The sequence below is a fragment of the Sphingobacterium corticibacter genome (assembly GCF_003076635.1).
Taxonomy (GTDB): Bacteria; Bacteroidota; Bacteroidia; order Sphingobacteriales; family Sphingobacteriaceae; genus Sphingobacterium; species Sphingobacterium corticibacter.
The window spans coordinates 432,474-447,550 of sequence record NZ_QDKG01000001.1 but is presented as its reverse complement, the minus strand read 5'-3'; the positions used below and the strand labels follow the sequence as shown (position 1 = coordinate 447,550).

General features: G+C 41.2%; 17 protein-coding genes. 9 read left to right on the top strand and 8 right to left on the bottom strand.

Annotated features, from left to right (window positions below):
• Window positions 1–2: 2 nt before the first annotated feature.
• Entirely contained in the window at window positions 3–515 is a 513-nt protein-coding gene (locus tag DC487_RS01950) for a shikimate kinase (protein ID WP_116774272.1), read from the top strand.
• A gap of 131 nt (window positions 516–646) precedes the next feature.
• Window positions 647–1,228: a hypothetical protein gene (locus tag DC487_RS01945; protein ID WP_116774271.1), complete on the top strand. Its 582-nt coding sequence runs from the start codon at window positions 647–649 to the stop codon at window positions 1,226–1,228.
• A gap of 57 nt (window positions 1,229–1,285) precedes the next feature.
• Here the strand turns inward: DC487_RS01945 and DC487_RS01940 are convergent, their stop codons facing one another.
• Window positions 1,286–2,779 (bottom strand): succinate CoA transferase, encoded by a 1,494-nt coding sequence (locus tag DC487_RS01940; protein ID WP_116774270.1) that lies wholly within the window; start codon window positions 2,777–2,779, stop codon window positions 1,286–1,288.
• A 281-nt stretch (window positions 2,780–3,060) separates the two neighbouring features.
• Between DC487_RS01940 and DC487_RS01935 the strand changes: the two genes are divergently transcribed.
• Window positions 3,061–3,843, top strand: a complete 783-nt coding sequence (locus tag DC487_RS01935; protein WP_239016300.1) for an AraC family transcriptional regulator — start codon at window positions 3,061–3,063, stop codon at window positions 3,841–3,843.
• Between the two features lie 23 nt (window positions 3,844–3,866).
• Entirely contained in the window at window positions 3,867–4,742 is an 876-nt protein-coding gene (locus DC487_RS01930) for a 3-keto-disaccharide hydrolase (protein WP_239016299.1), read from the top strand.
• 68 nt (window positions 4,743–4,810) lie between these two features.
• Here the strand turns inward: DC487_RS01930 and rpsT are convergent, their stop codons facing one another.
• Complete coding sequence (gene rpsT / locus DC487_RS01925) at window positions 4,811–5,065, bottom strand: 30S ribosomal protein S20 (RefSeq protein WP_116774267.1); 255 nt, start codon at window positions 5,063–5,065, stop codon at window positions 4,811–4,813.
• 117 nt (window positions 5,066–5,182) lie between these two features.
• Here rpsT and DC487_RS01920 point away from each other — a divergent pair, with 117 nt between their 5' ends.
• The 4 genes from DC487_RS01920 (at window position 5,183) to DC487_RS01905 (ending at window position 8,543) form a co-directional block, all read left to right on the top strand.
• Window positions 5,183–5,722: an RNA methyltransferase gene (locus DC487_RS01920; RefSeq protein WP_116774266.1), complete on the top strand. Its 540-nt coding sequence runs from the start codon at window positions 5,183–5,185 to the stop codon at window positions 5,720–5,722.
• A 74-nt stretch (window positions 5,723–5,796) separates the two neighbouring features.
• Window positions 5,797–6,669, top strand: a complete 873-nt coding sequence (gene sucD, locus DC487_RS01915) for a succinate--CoA ligase subunit alpha (RefSeq protein WP_066752882.1) — start codon at window positions 5,797–5,799, stop codon at window positions 6,667–6,669.
• Between the two features lie 79 nt (window positions 6,670–6,748).
• Window positions 6,749–7,930, top strand: a complete 1,182-nt coding sequence (locus DC487_RS01910; protein ID WP_116774265.1) for a metallophosphoesterase — start codon at window positions 6,749–6,751, stop codon at window positions 7,928–7,930.
• A gap of 61 nt (window positions 7,931–7,991) precedes the next feature.
• A complete protein-coding gene (locus DC487_RS01905) occupies window positions 7,992–8,543 on the top strand; it encodes a GNAT family N-acetyltransferase (protein ID WP_207774289.1) in 552 nt (183 codons plus the stop codon).
• Window positions 8,544–8,653: 110 nt separating this feature from the next.
• Here the strand turns inward: DC487_RS01905 and DC487_RS01900 are convergent, their stop codons facing one another.
• The 6 genes from DC487_RS01900 to thrS form a co-directional block, all read right to left on the bottom strand.
• Window positions 8,654–10,321: an IPT/TIG domain-containing protein gene (locus DC487_RS01900; protein WP_116774264.1), complete on the bottom strand. Its 1,668-nt coding sequence runs from the start codon at window positions 10,319–10,321 to the stop codon at window positions 8,654–8,656.
• 11 nt (window positions 10,322–10,332) lie between these two features.
• Complete coding sequence (locus DC487_RS01895) at window positions 10,333–11,073, bottom strand: hypothetical protein (RefSeq protein WP_116774263.1); 741 nt, start codon at window positions 11,071–11,073, stop codon at window positions 10,333–10,335.
• Window positions 11,074–11,386: 313 nt separating this feature from the next.
• Window positions 11,387–11,731 carry a 50S ribosomal protein L20 gene (gene rplT / locus DC487_RS01890; protein ID WP_116774262.1) on the bottom strand — a complete coding sequence of 115 codons (345 nt, stop codon included), beginning with the start codon at window positions 11,729–11,731 and terminating at the stop codon, window positions 11,387–11,389.
• Window positions 11,732–11,824: 93 nt separating this feature from the next.
• Window positions 11,825–12,025 (bottom strand): 50S ribosomal protein L35, encoded by a 201-nt coding sequence (rpmI, locus tag DC487_RS01885; protein ID WP_066752870.1) that lies wholly within the window; start codon window positions 12,023–12,025, stop codon window positions 11,825–11,827.
• A 34-nt stretch (window positions 12,026–12,059) separates the two neighbouring features.
• On the bottom strand, window positions 12,060–12,629 hold the full coding sequence (gene infC / locus DC487_RS01880; protein WP_206367886.1) for a translation initiation factor IF-3: 570 nt from the start codon (window positions 12,627–12,629) through the stop codon (window positions 12,060–12,062).
• 13 nt (window positions 12,630–12,642) lie between these two features.
• Window positions 12,643–14,568 carry a threonine--tRNA ligase gene (gene thrS / locus DC487_RS01875; protein WP_116774261.1) on the bottom strand — a complete coding sequence of 642 codons (1,926 nt, stop codon included), beginning with the start codon at window positions 14,566–14,568 and terminating at the stop codon, window positions 12,643–12,645.
• A gap of 126 nt (window positions 14,569–14,694) precedes the next feature.
• Between thrS and DC487_RS01870 the strand changes: the two genes are divergently transcribed.
• Window positions 14,695–15,063: a YnfA family protein gene (locus DC487_RS01870; protein WP_317046317.1), complete on the top strand. Its 369-nt coding sequence runs from the start codon at window positions 14,695–14,697 to the stop codon at window positions 15,061–15,063.
• The last annotated feature ends 14 nt before the right edge of the window (window positions 15,064–15,077 follow it).

The window sequence follows — 15,077 nt, the reverse complement described above, 5'->3', positions numbered from 1 at the left end:
GCATGTCAAAACCAATTTTCATCGTAGGGTTCATGGGAAGTGGCAAAACGACTTGGGGCAAGAAATTAGCGAAAGCACTTGACCGACCTTTCATAGATCTTGACGAAGTACTTGTTCAACGTGTTGGGATGACAATTCCAGATTTTTTTTCTCTACACGGAGAAGCTGAGTTTAGAAAAATAGAAAGCAGCGTTTTAAAGGCAACTAATATGCCTAATGCGGTGATCTCTACAGGTGGTGGTACTCCTTGCTATTTTGATAATATGGATTGGATTACACAACACGGCACGGCGGTATATTTCGAACATACGCCGAAGTCCTTATGGATGCGTCTAAATGCCTCTGATGTAAATAAAAGACCCGCACTTAAAGGTTTCACAGGTGAAGAGTTACTAGATTTCATCACCGAAAAATTGGCTGATCGAAGCCCATTTTACGAAAAAGCACAGATCATAATAGACCAAATAAACACCCCGATAGCGGAATTAACGGAAAGATTAAAACACGACGTATAACACCTTCAAATTTTCGGTAAATACCTATCATTCTATTTCGGTAAGAGATTATTTATTCTCGTCAGAAAGATTAGATAAGTAGTATGGCATAATAGTTGCATACTTGTGAATCGTAACTAAATTTGTATATTATGAAAAAAGTTTTATTATCTGGATTATTTGCTGTCGCTTTAGCATTCGGCTCTTACGCGCAGCGTATTGAAACTGTTCCTCAGACTTCTGAAAACGTGGGCATGGCGCCAATCCAACAAGGAAACTGGATGGTAGGTGGATCGGTAGGAAGCCTTGGATATAGCTTTGAAGGTAAAAACTTCAACATCCAAGTAAATCCTCGTGCTGGTTATTTCATTTCTGATGGTATTGCTATTGGTGCACAAGCAGCTTTAGGCCTTGATGCTATCAGTGGTGAAGACAATGTATGGAACTATGGTATCGCTCCATTCGTACGTTATTATTTTCCAGAAGGATCTAGCTCTACAGGCCGTTTCTTCGGACACGGTAACGTAGGTATCGGTGGATCATCACGTGGAGATGGCGCTTCTTTCGAAGCAGGTATTGCTGGTGGTTATGCACACTTCATTACTAGAAACGTGGCATTAGAAACTACTTTAGGTTACAATTACAGCAAAGCAAATTTGAACTCTAGCGGTGGCGCTAGTGGATTAGGCGTTTCTGTTGGTTTTCAAATCTATTTGCCAGGCCGCGCTCGTTAATTCGAATACAACAAAATTAATATGGCTGCTGAATGATACTCAGCAGCCATTTTTTATTTATTCAACTTCCTTCTTCTTCATGCTTCCAGATTGCTGAAAGCGCAAATGCCAGCTAAAGGCCTCTTCTAACAAGTGCGGCGTATGTCCTCCGCGCTCACAAGCGCGATCAAAATAAGATTGCAATTCTGGGCGATAATCTGGATGCGCACAGTGATCGATGATTTTCTGCGCACGTTCTCTCGGCGCTAAGCCTCTTAAATCGGCCAATCCTACGTCAGTCACCAAGATATCTACATCGTGTTCCGTATGGTCGGTGTGTGACACCATCGGCAGCACATGCGAAATCAAATTACCTTTGGCAGCGGCCTGCGTAACGAAAATACTGAGATAAGCATTCCGTGCAAAATCTCCGGATCCGCCGATACCATTCATAATCTTCGTACCGCCCAGATGCGTAGAGTTTACGTTGCCATAAATATCAAATTCGATCGCCGTATTAATAGCGATTACACCTAAGCGACGAATCAGACCTGGTGTGTTGGAAATATTCTGCGGCCTCAAAACAAATTTATCACGGTAGCGCTGCAAATTGCCAAAAACGCGATCATAGCATGCTTTGGACACTGTTACCGAAGAAGCAGACGCAAAGCTTAGTGTACCGCTATCGATCAGGTCGAAAGTACTGTCTTGCAATACCTCAGAGAACATGGTTAAATCGTAAAAGTTGCTATCCTTAAAACCCATCAGCACCGCATTTGCAACCTTACCGATACCGGCTTGGATTGGTAATAATCGATCGGTTAAATTACCAATGCGCACTTCTTGTTCAAAGAATTCTAGAATATGCTTAGCAATAGCTGATGTTTTCTCATCAGGTTCTGCAATGTCTGCCGGACTATCTTGGATGTTCGTAAATACAATACCCACCACTTTGGCCGGATCCAATGCAATGGTTTTTCTACCGATTTTGTTCCAAGGTGCTACGATAGGGATTACATTCCGATGCGGATAATTCTCTGCCTGATAAATATCATGGATACCATACACACTTTCCGGCACTGCTGTATTGATTTCTAAAATCACTTTGGAAGCCAATGAGGCAAAAGCCACCGAATTACCCACCGATGTAGTTGGCACGATGCTGCCATCTCGATCAATATAAGCCACTTCAATCACAGCCACATCTGGCCTCAGTTGCTGATGCAAAAGCTCTGCACTCTCACTCAGATGCTGGTCAATAAACAGTACTTCGCCCGAATTGATTTTATTGCGCAAGGTACGATCTACTTGAAACGGCATTCGTTTGCTCAGCACACCGGCCTCCGCCAATTTTCCATCGGTATCATGCCCGAGTGACGCTCCGGTGATTAAGGTGATTTTAAAAGGTTCTCGCTTGGCTTTCTCTGCTAATGCTGGTAACACGGCTTTGCTATCACCCGCTTTGGTAAATCCACTGGCGCCAACGATCATGCCATCTTGTATAAATTCTGCGGCAGATTCGGCACTCATTACTTTGTCTCGAAGGCTTTCTAATCTTATGCGCTCTATCATCGTTTTTATAAAAATTATACTGTTTATAATATCCCCTAATTTCTGATTCGCAAACCAGTGTGGGACTATATAAATTTACACAATTAGTATCTAATTAGCATTGGCTAGCACATGATTAACATCTCACGATAACACTTTGACCTTATCGAATACCATACTACAGCATGAACCTGCTTACATAATGCACGCAACAGCTTCATTTGATATATTCAACTAAAAACGGGATATTTAAGCCTAACAAAACCCACCGTATGACAAACAGCTATGTAAATAAGTACTATATGACAGAAGTAGATGTCAAATCAGATAGTATTTATTGTCATCACGCCGTAATGGGAGAAGAATTTATCAGCGAACACGATCATCAAAAAGGACAATTTCTGTATACAGAAGGTGGTATGGTATTCTTGAAAACAGCTGAAAAATCGTACTTCCTCCCTGCCAGGCATTATATCTGGATTCCAGCTGGTATCAAGCACAGCATACATCCAAGCAGCCCGGAAGTGATTATGCGCAATCTTTACTTCCCGACATTCGATACGGATGATGATTTTTTCACTCACGTGGGTATCTACCCTGTCAATGATTTGTTGATGGAGCTGATTATGTATACCAATCGTTGGAATGGAAACATCTTACCGACTGACACGAAAAATTATACAATCGCAAAATCTTTTAAACTACTGCTGCCAGAGCTTTCGAGCTCCAACTTGTCACTATCATTACCGTATCCAAAAAACACAAAACTACGCGAGATGGTCACTTATTTGGAAGAGCACATCGCTGAGTTGGTTAGCTTCAAGGAATTAGCCAACATGTTTCACTTTAGCGAGCGCACCTTAGCACGGCTATTCCAAAAAGATCTGGGCATGTCCTTTATCCAGTACTATACTATATTACGCATGCTGACTGCGTTAAAATATTTACTAAATGACAAGATGAGCGTACAGCAAGTAGCATCACGTGTGGGCTATAGCAGTTTACCTACCTTTAGCAATACTTTCTACAAGATCGTAGGCGTGCGACCTAGTGAATATGTGAAAAGCAAAGAATCTATTATTTAATCTATTTATATAAAACTACTATTATGAAGCTTAAAATGGGCGCGATGCTCGCTGCTGGAATGGCTGCCTTACTATCTTGTAATACATCAGGAAGCTCCAACACTAAAACTGCGGAACAAGACTCTGTCCCGAATGCGATTCATCTTTTCAACGGAAAAGACATGAATGACTGGACAGCTAAAATTCGCCATTACGAATCTGGCGATAATTATGCGAACACTTTCCGCGTGGAAGACGGGCTTTTGAAAGTACGATATGACGGCGGTTACGACGAGTTTGATCAGCAATATGGACACCTCGCTTACAATACGCCTTTTAGTTATTATTACCTACGCATTGAATACCGCTTTGTAGACGAGCAAACCAAAGGTGGAGAAAGCTGGGCTTGGCGAAATTCGGGTGCTATGCTACACGGGCAAGACCCAAAAACGATGCTGAAAGATCAAGATTTCCCGATTTCTGTCGAAGGCCAATTATTGGGTGGCGATGGCCAAACCGAACGCACTACCTCTAACTTGTGTACACCAGGCACCAATGTGGTGATCGATCAAAAACTTTTCACACCGCACTGCATTAACTCTACTTCGAAAACCTACCACGGTGACCAATGGGTAACGGCCGACTTTTTAGTATTAGGTGATTCACTGATACAGCATATTTTAGAAGATCAAGTGGTCTTATCGTATTCGAAACCTCAAATAGGTGGCGACAATGTGTTATCATACGATGCAAAACAAAAACAAGATGGAAAAGCGCTTACTGGAGGCTACATCTATCTACAAAGCGAAAGCCATCCGGTAGATTTCAGGAAGGTAGATTTGTATGATCTAAGCGAATACAAGGATCGTCCGGCAGATATCGAAAGAATCGTGAAACAGATTCAGCAAAAGAAGCCGTAGAACGGCTTACAAATAGCAAAAGGGTGTATGAAAATACACCCTTTTTTGTATGGTAAAAAAGCTAAAAGTTACGCTAACTTGTTAACGAACTTAGTCAATTTAGACTTGTTGTTAGACGCTTTTTTCTTGTGAATAACGTTTTTCTTTGCCAAACGATCTAACATAGAAATTACACGAGGCAATAACGCTTTTGCTTCTTCCTGAGAAGTAGTAGTACGTAGTTTCTTGATTGCGTTACGCGTAGTTTTTGCTTGGTAACGGTTTCTCAGACGCTTCGCAGCGTTTGCTCTAATTCTTTTGATCGATGATTTATGATTTGCCATCTTATGCTATAGTATTTTTTTATTATTTCTGTACTTAATTTGGAATGCAAAAATAGCATAGATAATCCATTATTCAAAATCTTTTTATCTTTTCATAATACTCCTTACTTTTGGATCATGCAAAAATTATCGCTTGAGCAACTGAACCGAGTAGACGTGGATACTTTTAAGCAACAAGACAAGTTGCCGGTGGTGCTCGTGCTAGACAACGTACGCAGCATGCACAACGTAGGTTCCGCATTTCGTACGGCTGATGCCTTAAATATAGAGCAGATTGTATTATGCGGCATCACAGGCACGCCACCACATCGTGAAATTGAAAAAACAGCTCTAGGTGCGACAAAATCTGTTACATGGTCACATGAAGCGACCACTGTAGAGGCCGTTACTAAATTACGGGATGCTGGTTATACCATTCTATCTGTAGAACAAGCCTCTGGAAGTGTACAGCTGCAAGATTTTGCTCCAGAAAACACCGAGAAGTATGCCTTTGTATTTGGCAATGAAGTGCATGGTGTAGAAGAAGAGGTGATCGCCATGTCGAACGCGTGTTTAGAGATTCCACAATTTGGCACCAAGCATTCTTTCAATGTCTCCGTCACGATGGGCATCGTACTATGGGACTATATCTCCAAGGTAAAATTCATAAAGAAATAACAAAAATGCCAAAAGCAATGTTTTCAGAAGTCCCGACAAAATAGTAGCTTTGCTAGGCAAAATAAAACTGAAAAATGAGCGTATTAGTCAATAAAGATTCTAAAGTTATTGTACAGGGGTTCACTGGTAACGAAGGAACGTACCACGCTACTCAAATGATCGAGTACGGAACCAATTTGGTAGGTGGTGTCACTCCAGGAAAAGGCGGACAAAAACACCTTGATCGTCCCGTATTCAACACTGTGCAAGATGCCGTAGATGAGACTGGAGCAAATGTATCAATCATCTTCGTACCTCCTGCATTTGCAGCAGATGCGATTATGGAAGCTGCAGCTGCTGGTGTTGGCGTTATTGTATGTATTACGGAAGGTATCCCAACCAAAGATATGATTGAAGTAAAATCATACTTAAGTGATAAAAATTCTCGTCTAATCGGACCAAACTGTCCGGGTATCATTACGGCAGAAGAAGCAAAAATCGGCATCATGCCAGGTTTTATCTTCAAAAAAGGTAAAGTAGGTGTAGTATCTAAATCAGGTACTTTGACTTACGAAGCCGTAGATCAAACGGTAAAAGCTGGTTTAGGTATCACAACAGCCATCGGTATCGGTGGTGACCCAATCATTGGTACAACGACCAAAGAAGCGGTAGAATTGTTGATGAACGATCCAGAAACAGAAGGTATCATCATGATCGGTGAAATCGGTGGTGGCATGGAAGCTGAAGCTGCGCGTTGGATTAAAGAGCACGGTACTAAACCAGTTGTTGGTTTTATTGCTGGACAAACTGCGCCTCCGGGACGTCGTATGGGTCACGCTGGAGCAATCGTAGGTGGAGCTGATGATACAGCTGCTGCTAAAATGAAAATCATGGCAGAGTGTGGAATTCGCGTCGTAGAATCTCCTGCTGAAATTGGTAAAGCTATTGCTGAAGAGCTAGCAAAATAATCCTTCTTAGGATTTAATAGTATATTTAGAAAGCCGAGCATATTATGCTCGGCTTTTTTTGATCTCAGAAAAGCGTGACATGGCCAGAAGACTCTTACTCTTTCTACTACTCTTCTTTGTAGTAGATATTTATTTTTATCAAGCAATCATAACCCTTACCGATGATATATACATTCGTGTAGCATATTGGTTAATCGATCTGCTTCTTATTGCAGGAATGATCGTCTTATTCGTAGCAGGTCGAAGACTACAACATTCGCAACGTTGGTTGACTGGTTTGTTTACGGTATTACTATCGCTGGCAATTCCGAAACTATTAACAGCACCTGTACTGTTGTTAGAGGATCTCACACGTCTTTTCAGAGGCTTTCCACCGCGCAATATCTATGTTAGCGAACTCGTATTGTTTCTTGCGATAGCAGTGCTTTTAACTGTCATATTTGGATTGACAAGAGGAAGACATTTTTATAAAGTCCGCAAACTTACACTTCACTTTGCGGACCTACCAGCCGCATTTGACGGCTTTACGATTACGCAGATTTCAGACATCCATGTCGGCAGTTTTACCAACCAGAAAGAGGTACAAAAAGGAATTAACCTGGCCAACGCACAGCAAAGTGATCTTTTATTATTCACGGGAGATCTGGTAAATCACGCGGCTTCAGAAATGGATCGCTGGATTTCGGCCTTCGCTCAGCTACAAGCTCCTTATGGCAAATATTCGGTATTGGGCAATCACGATTACGGAGATTATATACAATGGGAGAGTCAAACAGCCAAGATAGCAAATCTAGAAAGACTAAAAATGGTGCATAAAGAAATGGGATTTCGGCTGTTGTTGAACGAATCGGATCAGATCGAGAAAGAAGGCGAATCTATCGCCTTGGTTGGCGTGGAGAACTGGGGCAAAAATGGTTTTCAGCAATATGGAGATTTGCGCAAAGCGACGGCTTCGCTCCCGACTAATATCTTTAAGGTACTAATGTCGCATGATCCATCGCATTGGGACTTGGTGAGTGAAGATCAGGAACAACATATACACTTAACATTAGCTGGCCATACTCATGGCATGCAGTTTGGCATAGAACTATTTGGATTCAAGTGGAGTCCGATCCAATATTTTTATAAACGATGGGCTGGATTATACCAAAGCGGAAGTAAATATCTTTATGTGAATCGCGGCTTTGGATACCATGGCCTGAAAGGCCGCATCGGTATGTGGCCAGAGATTACAGTTTTGACTTTGAAGCAGAGAAGATAAGATAGAGCTATATATAAAGACAAAAAACTTCGTGTATATTTAGGCGAATAGAAATTCGACGATGAAAATGCATGAATTTTATCACATTGAGCAAGTTTTAGAGGCTGATGAATCTCTTATTCAAAGTCTCGCTAATTTGATATTGGATAGTGTCAAAAATGGTGCGTCCATTGGATTTATGGACGACATGACTGAAGAAGATGCTATTCAATTCTGGACTAAAGTTCTGGATAAGGTAGCTCCACATAAGATAATACTACTAATCGCTCGTGAAACTAGCTCGCAGCACGTAATTGGAACGGTACAACTCCAGATTGATTTACCAAAGAATCAGATACACCGAGCTGACGTAGCGAAAATGATGGTGCACTCGGAGTATAGACGAAAAGGTATTGCTGAGCAACTTTTAGTAGAAATCGAGAAAATCGCTTTAGCTCAAAACAGGCATATCCTGGTGTTAGATACGGTTACGGGCAGTACTGCTCAAAAATTGTATCAAAAATGCGGCTGGATCGAAGCCGGAAATATCCCCGATTACGCCATGTTGCCTAATGGTGAACTATGCAGTACCACATATTTTTATAAAAACCTATTCAAGACAAATGAGAATTAGGATTAATAGTAGCTTAGTTTTTTGAATATAAATACGATAAAATAGAAAATCCTTGCCTGGTCGAAAAATAGAACCAAAGCAAGGATTTCATTTTAGAGTTTTATATCGAATTACAAAATGGTAAATTCTTCTGTAAAATCGATTGTTTGTCCCTCCACAATGATCGTTAAACTCATCTTACCACGTCCGATATTAGATGGTACGTATACCTCCATCGTTTTGCTATCGATTATTTGAGGATTAACATAGTTCCACCCGAATCCGACGTTATTGTTCCAAGCATTTGCACCGAATCCATTACCGCGAATAGTGATCTTTGTGCCCGGAACACCAGACAAAGGAGAAACAGATGTAACCGATGGTCCAATAATTTCCATCTCTCCTGGTACGCTCAATCGACCTGAAGGTGTTTCCACTGAAATTTTCAACTTGCCTAAATCAACACCTGATGGCACTGGAACAGTTAGCTTGGTAGCTGAATTGGAAACAACAGAAGCACTTCTACTACCGAAATAAACCGTGTAGTATTCTCCTGCAATAAAATTTCCCGAGATCTCTACGTTGTTGCCAACGGCAGCGATTGCCGGTTGAAAACTACTGACGCTATATCCAATAACCTTCAATTTTGATGGAGACTGAATTTCGTGCGGACCAACTTTAAAGTAAACGTCATACTCACCCAATGCAGTATTCGCAGGAACTGTAAAAGATACTTCACGATTATACCAAGATACATCTGCATAAGATCCCGATCCAATTTTCACTTGTGGTCTCCCAACTTGACCAGTATTGTTTACAATAGCTGAACTATTAAGCTGCATGGTCACCTGTCTTCCAGCAAAGACTGAATTATTAGTAAATGATACGATTTGCGGTGGAGTCACCACAAATTGACCTGGAAGATCAAAGTTCTTTCCGTTTAACATTACGGTAATAGACGACTTTTCGTCCACATTAAACGGAACAGCAAATCGGTTGTAACTATTATAATTGAGCGGTATATTCACGCCACTCATCAAAATGTTAAATACAGCCACACCGTTATAATAATCAGGTAAGTTATCGCCTGTCAGCGTAATTATGGTACCAACTGGGCCACTTTGAGGTGTGAAACCTGTATACCTCGCTTGTAGCGTAAGGCCTTGATAATAATTAGCAGTTGTAGCGCCTAAATTTATGACGACAGGCAAACTATTACCATGACTCCCCGTAATACCCGACGGAATAATCGCTGTAATAACTGTGTCCGAAGCTGCTAATACCTCAGCAGGACGCTGACCAATCAGCACTTCTGTCCGCAAAATATTTGGTGAAAAGAATTTGCCACTAATACGAATCGTATCACCAGCACTAGCTTGAGAAGGGAAAATCCTTCCAGCACTCGGAACAGGAAGTGCTGCACTCATTGTGGCACCATATACAGTACCGCGCTCGTCTACAATGTAACTACGTACAAAAAGCGTGTTTTGAAAATTGCTAGTACTGTTTTGCACTAGATCATCCACTGTAGTTGAAAACTCACCTAAGTTTACTGCTTCGCCTAAAGAAAGTTTCGTACCTGTAGTCTCATCCAAGTTTTGTGTATACCCATATACAAACCCATGATCTACTACTTTACTTGATCCAAACCCACTAATATTTCCTTTAAAAGTAGCTCCGGTTGTTGACGGAGCAGTGATAGATACCGTCTGAATTTCGGGTGCGGTGGTAATATCTTTCTCACAACTGCTTAATAAGAATGCAATCGCTGATAAAATGAGTAATATGCTGTTTTTCATAATGACTTTCCTTAAAATGTGTAACCGATCCGAATTCCGTTCATAAGAGATGTTTTAAAGCTGGTGACCGAACTGTTGCTAACTAAGTCTACAATACCACCATTCTCTCCGATACTTTCTATGGTTGGTGTTTTATATTTCAGTCGATTATAGCCAACATTAAATTCATAGCCGACAAAGAAGTTTTTGGCCATATAGAAGTCGAAACCAACAATAGCTACCGCTCCAAATCGCGTATAACCGTTTGGAATCAATAGTCCTCTTCCGATTGGTAAGTTGGGATTAAAGGACATATCAAGCAAGCCATTGTCAATCTCAAAAGTTGTTGCATTGGTCGTCACCTTTTGATTAGAGCTTTGCACACCCCAGCTCAAATCTGCGCCAATGTATGGAGATAATCTTTGCGTACCAGGAAAATGCTTCTCAATACCGATAGTAAAGTCAGCCGCACTTTGCTTATTTGCTGTAGAAATAAAGTAACTATCAGCAGAATAAGGTGCCCCACTACTCCAAGTAGAATCGATCACATTGATCCCTACACCTAACCGAAGTGCAAGATCATCTTGAATAAAGTATCGAACTTTCATTTGGTTCAGCGCATTGTTTAAACTCAGATTTGCTTTGAAAGGATTAATGTTGAGCTCCGTAGAAAAATTTCCCTTTCTCGACTTTAAACCACCGTCATCGTGATTCTGCGCAAAACCCCATTGCATAAATAATCCCGCGAATAAAATCGCGATTTTTGTTTTCATAGTAAAATTGATTTGGTGCGCAAATATAGATTTTGTTCTGCTATTTTTCTATAATTACGGAAAATATAATATTCGTAGCCACCTCTTTGCTGAGCTAGAATTTAACCCCCATGTACCAGCAGATAACCGCAGTATTACGACAGTGTAGGAAAAAGATGAGAGAAACTATGTTAAGTTATGACTACGTATATCTTGTATGGCAAATATTGAATTCTCATGCACAGCACATCAATCACTCGGATTTAAACACAAAAAAAGGAACCCTAAGGTTCCTTTTTCATATCTCTAACAAATTGATATCGGGTTTAAAACTCTATTTTACTGCGTCTACAACTGCTTTGAAAGCATCTGGGTGGTTCAATGCTAAGTCAGCCAATACCTTACGGTTCAAGCCGATGTTTTTAGCATTCAATTTACCAATTAGTTGAGAATACGAAACACCGTGTTGACGGGCGCCCGCATTGATACGCTGGATCCATAAAGCTCTGAACTCGCGTTTTTTGGTCTTACGGTCGCGGTAAGCGTACTGTAAACCTTTTTCTACTGTATTTTTAGCAATAGTATAAACTTTGCTACGTGAACCGAAATAGCCTTTGGCTAATTTCATGATTCTTTTTCTTCTTCTTCTCGAAGCTACTGCGTTAACCGAACGTGGCATAATGTTGAAATTTTATTTGGTTAAAGGCGTTGCGTTTCTCAGCAATCTTACAACCTACAACCTGGTTAAAAAATTATTAAAAATGAATTGGACTTATTTACCGATAGCAAGCATGCGTTTCACATTGCCCATATCAGCATCATGAACATAACTAGTTTGTGTCAAGTTACGTTTTTGTTTGGTCGTTTTCTTAGTCAAGATGTGGCTTTTGAAGGCACTTTTTCTTGCAATTTTACCTGTTCCAGTTAGCTTAAAGCGTTTTTTAGCGCTGGAATTGGTTTTTACTTTTGGCATAATATTAAAAATTATATATCAATCTGTTAGATGTTTATTTTTTAGCCGCTACTTTCGGAGCTAAGGTCAAGAACATACGCTTACCTTCTAATTTAGGTAGCAATTCTACTTTACCGTAGTCTTCTAATGCTTGCGCGAAGCGGAGTAATAAGATCTCCCCTTGTTCCTTAAACACAATCGCACGACCTTTGAAGTGTACATAAGCGCGAACTTTCTCGCCACTTTCTAAGAACTTCATCGCATGCTTCAGTTTGAACTCGAAGTCATGGTCGCTGGTGTTAGGTCCAAAACGGATCTCCTTAATGACAGTTTGCTTGGCATTCGCCTTGATCTCCTTTTGTTTTTTCTTTTGCTCGTAAACGAATTTACTGTAGTCAATGATTTTACAAACCGGAGGCGTGGCATTTGGAGAGATCTCCACCAAATCCAACTCCAACTCATCAGCAAGTTCAACCGCTTTACGAGTGGGATAAATCCCAGGCTCAATATTATCACCTACTAGACGTACTTCAGGTACGCGGATGTTTTCATTGATGCGGTGTTCAGGCTCCTTTTTACGGATTGGCCCTCTACCTCTATTACCAAAATTGCTACTTTTTGCCAAATGCTTATATTATTTAAACCGTTATTTCTTTAATTAATAATTCTTTGAATGCTTCTGAGGTCATTGAACCCAGATCGACTGACCCATGCTTACGAACAGATACCGTGCCACTTTCGATCTCTTTATCCCCTATAATCAACATATAAGGCAGTTTTTTCATCTCTGCATCACGGATTTTACGACCTACCTTCTCATCACGCAAGTCAATCAGTCCGCGAATATCGGAATTATTTAGGGAATTTAAAACATTTTGCGCGTATTCCTCGTATTTTTCGGATACCGGCAAGATGATAAATTGCTCAGGAGCAAGCCATAACGGAAACTGACCAGCACAGTGTTCGATGAGTACTGCGACGAAGCGTTCTAGCGAACCAAACGGCGCACGGTGAATCATCACCGGACGGTGTTTTTGGTTATCACTTCCTGTATATTCCAATTCAAAACGCTCCGGCAAATTGTAATCCACTTGGATCGTACCCAACTGCCATTTACGTCCCAAAGCATCTTTGACCATGAAATCCAATTTTGGACCATAGAAAGCTGCTTCTCCGTATTCGATCACTGAATTCAAGCCCTTTTCGGCAGTCGCCTCAATGATAGCTTGCTCTGCCAAAGTCCAGTTTTCTTCAGTACCGATGTATTTCGTTTTATTGTTCGGATCACGAAGCGATACCTGCGCAGTATAATCATCGAAACCTAAAGCACCAAAAACATAAAGCACCAAGTCGATTACTTTTTTGAACTCCTCTTTTACCTGATCTGGGCGACAAAACAAGTGGGCATCATCTTGTGTAAACCCACGTACGCGAGTCAATCCGTGCAATTCACCCGATTGCTCGTAGCGATACACCGTACCAAATTCTGCAAAACGCACCGGCAAATCTTTGTAGGATCGTGGTTTTGTTTTATAGATCTCACAGTGGTGCGGGCAGTTCATCGGTTTTAAGAAAAACTCCTCTCCTTCTACCGGTGTTTTGATCGGCTGAAACGAATCTTCACCATATTTATCATAGTGACCCGAAGTCACATACAATTGTTTGTGCCCAATATGAGGTGTTACCACCGGCTCATAACCAGCTTTCAACTGTGCTTTTTGCAAGAAGTCCATGAGTTTTTGACGCAAGGCAGCACCTTTTGGCAACCACAATGGCAAGCCCATTCCTACCTTTTCAGAGAAAGCAAACAACTCCAGTTCTTTACCCAATTTACGGTGATCGCGTTTCTTCGCCTCTTCGATCATTTTTAGATAATCGGTCAGCTCAGAGGCCTTTGGAAAAGTAACGCCGTAAATACGAGTCAATTGCTTGCGCGACTCATCGCCACGCCAGTAAGCACCTGCTACGTTCGTTAACTTGATCGCTTTGATCACACCCGTTTGTGGAATATGTGGGCCACGGCATAAATCCGTGAATTGCCCTTGCGAGTAAAAAGTGATTTTACCGTCTTCCAGATCCTTGATGAGATCTAGTTTATACTCATCACCTTTTTCTTCGAAATAAGCAATAGCTTCTGCTTTGGAAACCGCGCGACGCTCAAAAACCTCTTTTTGTTTTGCTAATTCCAACATTTTGTCTTCGACTTTCTTGAAGTCGTCGGAGGAAAATTCCTGATCGCCAAAATCTACGTCGTAATAGAATCCCGTCTGGATGGCAGGGCCAATACCAAACTTAATACCCGGATAAAGTGCCTCTAATGCTTCGGCCAATAAGTGGGCGGAAGAATGCCAAAAGGTCGATTTCCCTTGATCATCATTCCAAGTAAGGAGTTTGACATGGGCATCTTGCTCAATAGCGCGAGATGCATCCCATACTTCGCCATCTACTTCGGCAGCCAACACATTTCTAGCCAAACCTTCGGAAATAGACAAAGCGATCTGCATAGCAGTAACGCCAGATTCATACGCACGGACGGAGCCGTCAGGAAGTGTAATGTTAATCATAGTACAACTTATGATTTTAGATTATAAAAAATGTTTGATAATACTCTTGAAGGCACAACATACCACGTTGGCATACTTCAAAAGCGTGTTTCACACTTTGGAAAACCCCATTCCAAAGTGCCACAAATGTCCGAAAAAAAAACAGAAAACCGCGTATCTTTGAGTGATATGGATTTAAAATCAATACCAATATTTCTGCTGGCCGGCCTGTGCGAGATCGGTGGCGGTTATTTGATATGGTTATGGCTTCGAGCCGATAAACCTTGGTGGTTCGCTCTAGTCGGAGCCATTATTCTTGCATTTTACGGTGTCGTAGCCACTTGGCAATCTGCCGATTTCGCCAGAGTTTACGCGACGTATGGTGGCATATTTATCGTATTATCCATCATTTGGGCGATGATTTTCGATGACTTCACGCCTGATCGTTACGATATCCTCGGCGGAATAATTGCCTTAATCGGCGTTTGCATCATCTATTATGCCCCACGGTCATAATAGATGATGCAAAC

What these genes read in the sequence shown, in the direction of transcription:
- DC487_RS01950 (WP_116774272.1), top strand. Translation starts at nt 3, where the DNA reads ATGTCAAAACCAATTTTCATCGTAGGGTTCATGGGAAGTGGCAAAACG.
- DC487_RS01945 (WP_116774271.1), top strand. Translation starts at nt 647, where the DNA reads ATGAAAAAAGTTTTATTATCTGGATTATTTGCTGTCGCTTTAGCATTC.
- DC487_RS01940 (WP_116774270.1), bottom strand. Translation starts at nt 2,779, where the DNA reads ATGATAGAGCGCATAAGATTAGAAAGCCTTCGAGACAAAGTAATGAGT.
- DC487_RS01935 (WP_239016300.1), top strand. Translation starts at nt 3,061, where the DNA reads ATGACAGAAGTAGATGTCAAATCAGATAGTATTTATTGTCATCACGCC.
- DC487_RS01930 (WP_239016299.1), top strand. Translation starts at nt 3,867, where the DNA reads ATGAAGCTTAAAATGGGCGCGATGCTCGCTGCTGGAATGGCTGCCTTA.
- rpsT (WP_116774267.1), bottom strand. Translation starts at nt 5,065, where the DNA reads ATGGCAAATCATAAATCATCGATCAAAAGAATTAGAGCAAACGCTGCG.
- DC487_RS01920 (WP_116774266.1), top strand. Translation starts at nt 5,183, where the DNA reads ATGCAAAAATTATCGCTTGAGCAACTGAACCGAGTAGACGTGGATACT.
- sucD (WP_066752882.1), top strand. Translation starts at nt 5,797, where the DNA reads ATGAGCGTATTAGTCAATAAAGATTCTAAAGTTATTGTACAGGGGTTC.
- DC487_RS01910 (WP_116774265.1), top strand. Translation starts at nt 6,749, where the DNA reads ATGGCCAGAAGACTCTTACTCTTTCTACTACTCTTCTTTGTAGTAGAT.
- DC487_RS01905 (WP_207774289.1), top strand. Translation starts at nt 7,992, where the DNA reads ATGAAAATGCATGAATTTTATCACATTGAGCAAGTTTTAGAGGCTGAT.
- DC487_RS01900 (WP_116774264.1), bottom strand. Translation starts at nt 10,321, where the DNA reads ATGAAAAACAGCATATTACTCATTTTATCAGCGATTGCATTCTTATTA.
- DC487_RS01895 (WP_116774263.1), bottom strand. Translation starts at nt 11,073, where the DNA reads ATGAAAACAAAAATCGCGATTTTATTCGCGGGATTATTTATGCAATGG.
- rplT (WP_116774262.1), bottom strand. Translation starts at nt 11,731, where the DNA reads ATGCCACGTTCGGTTAACGCAGTAGCTTCGAGAAGAAGAAGAAAAAGA.
- rpmI (WP_066752870.1), bottom strand. Translation starts at nt 12,025, where the DNA reads ATGCCAAAAGTAAAAACCAATTCCAGCGCTAAAAAACGCTTTAAGCTA.
- thrS (WP_116774261.1), bottom strand. Translation starts at nt 14,568, where the DNA reads ATGATTAACATTACACTTCCTGACGGCTCCGTCCGTGCGTATGAATCT.
- DC487_RS01870 (WP_317046317.1), top strand. Translation starts at nt 14,695, where the DNA reads ATGTCCGAAAAAAAAACAGAAAACCGCGTATCTTTGAGTGATATGGAT.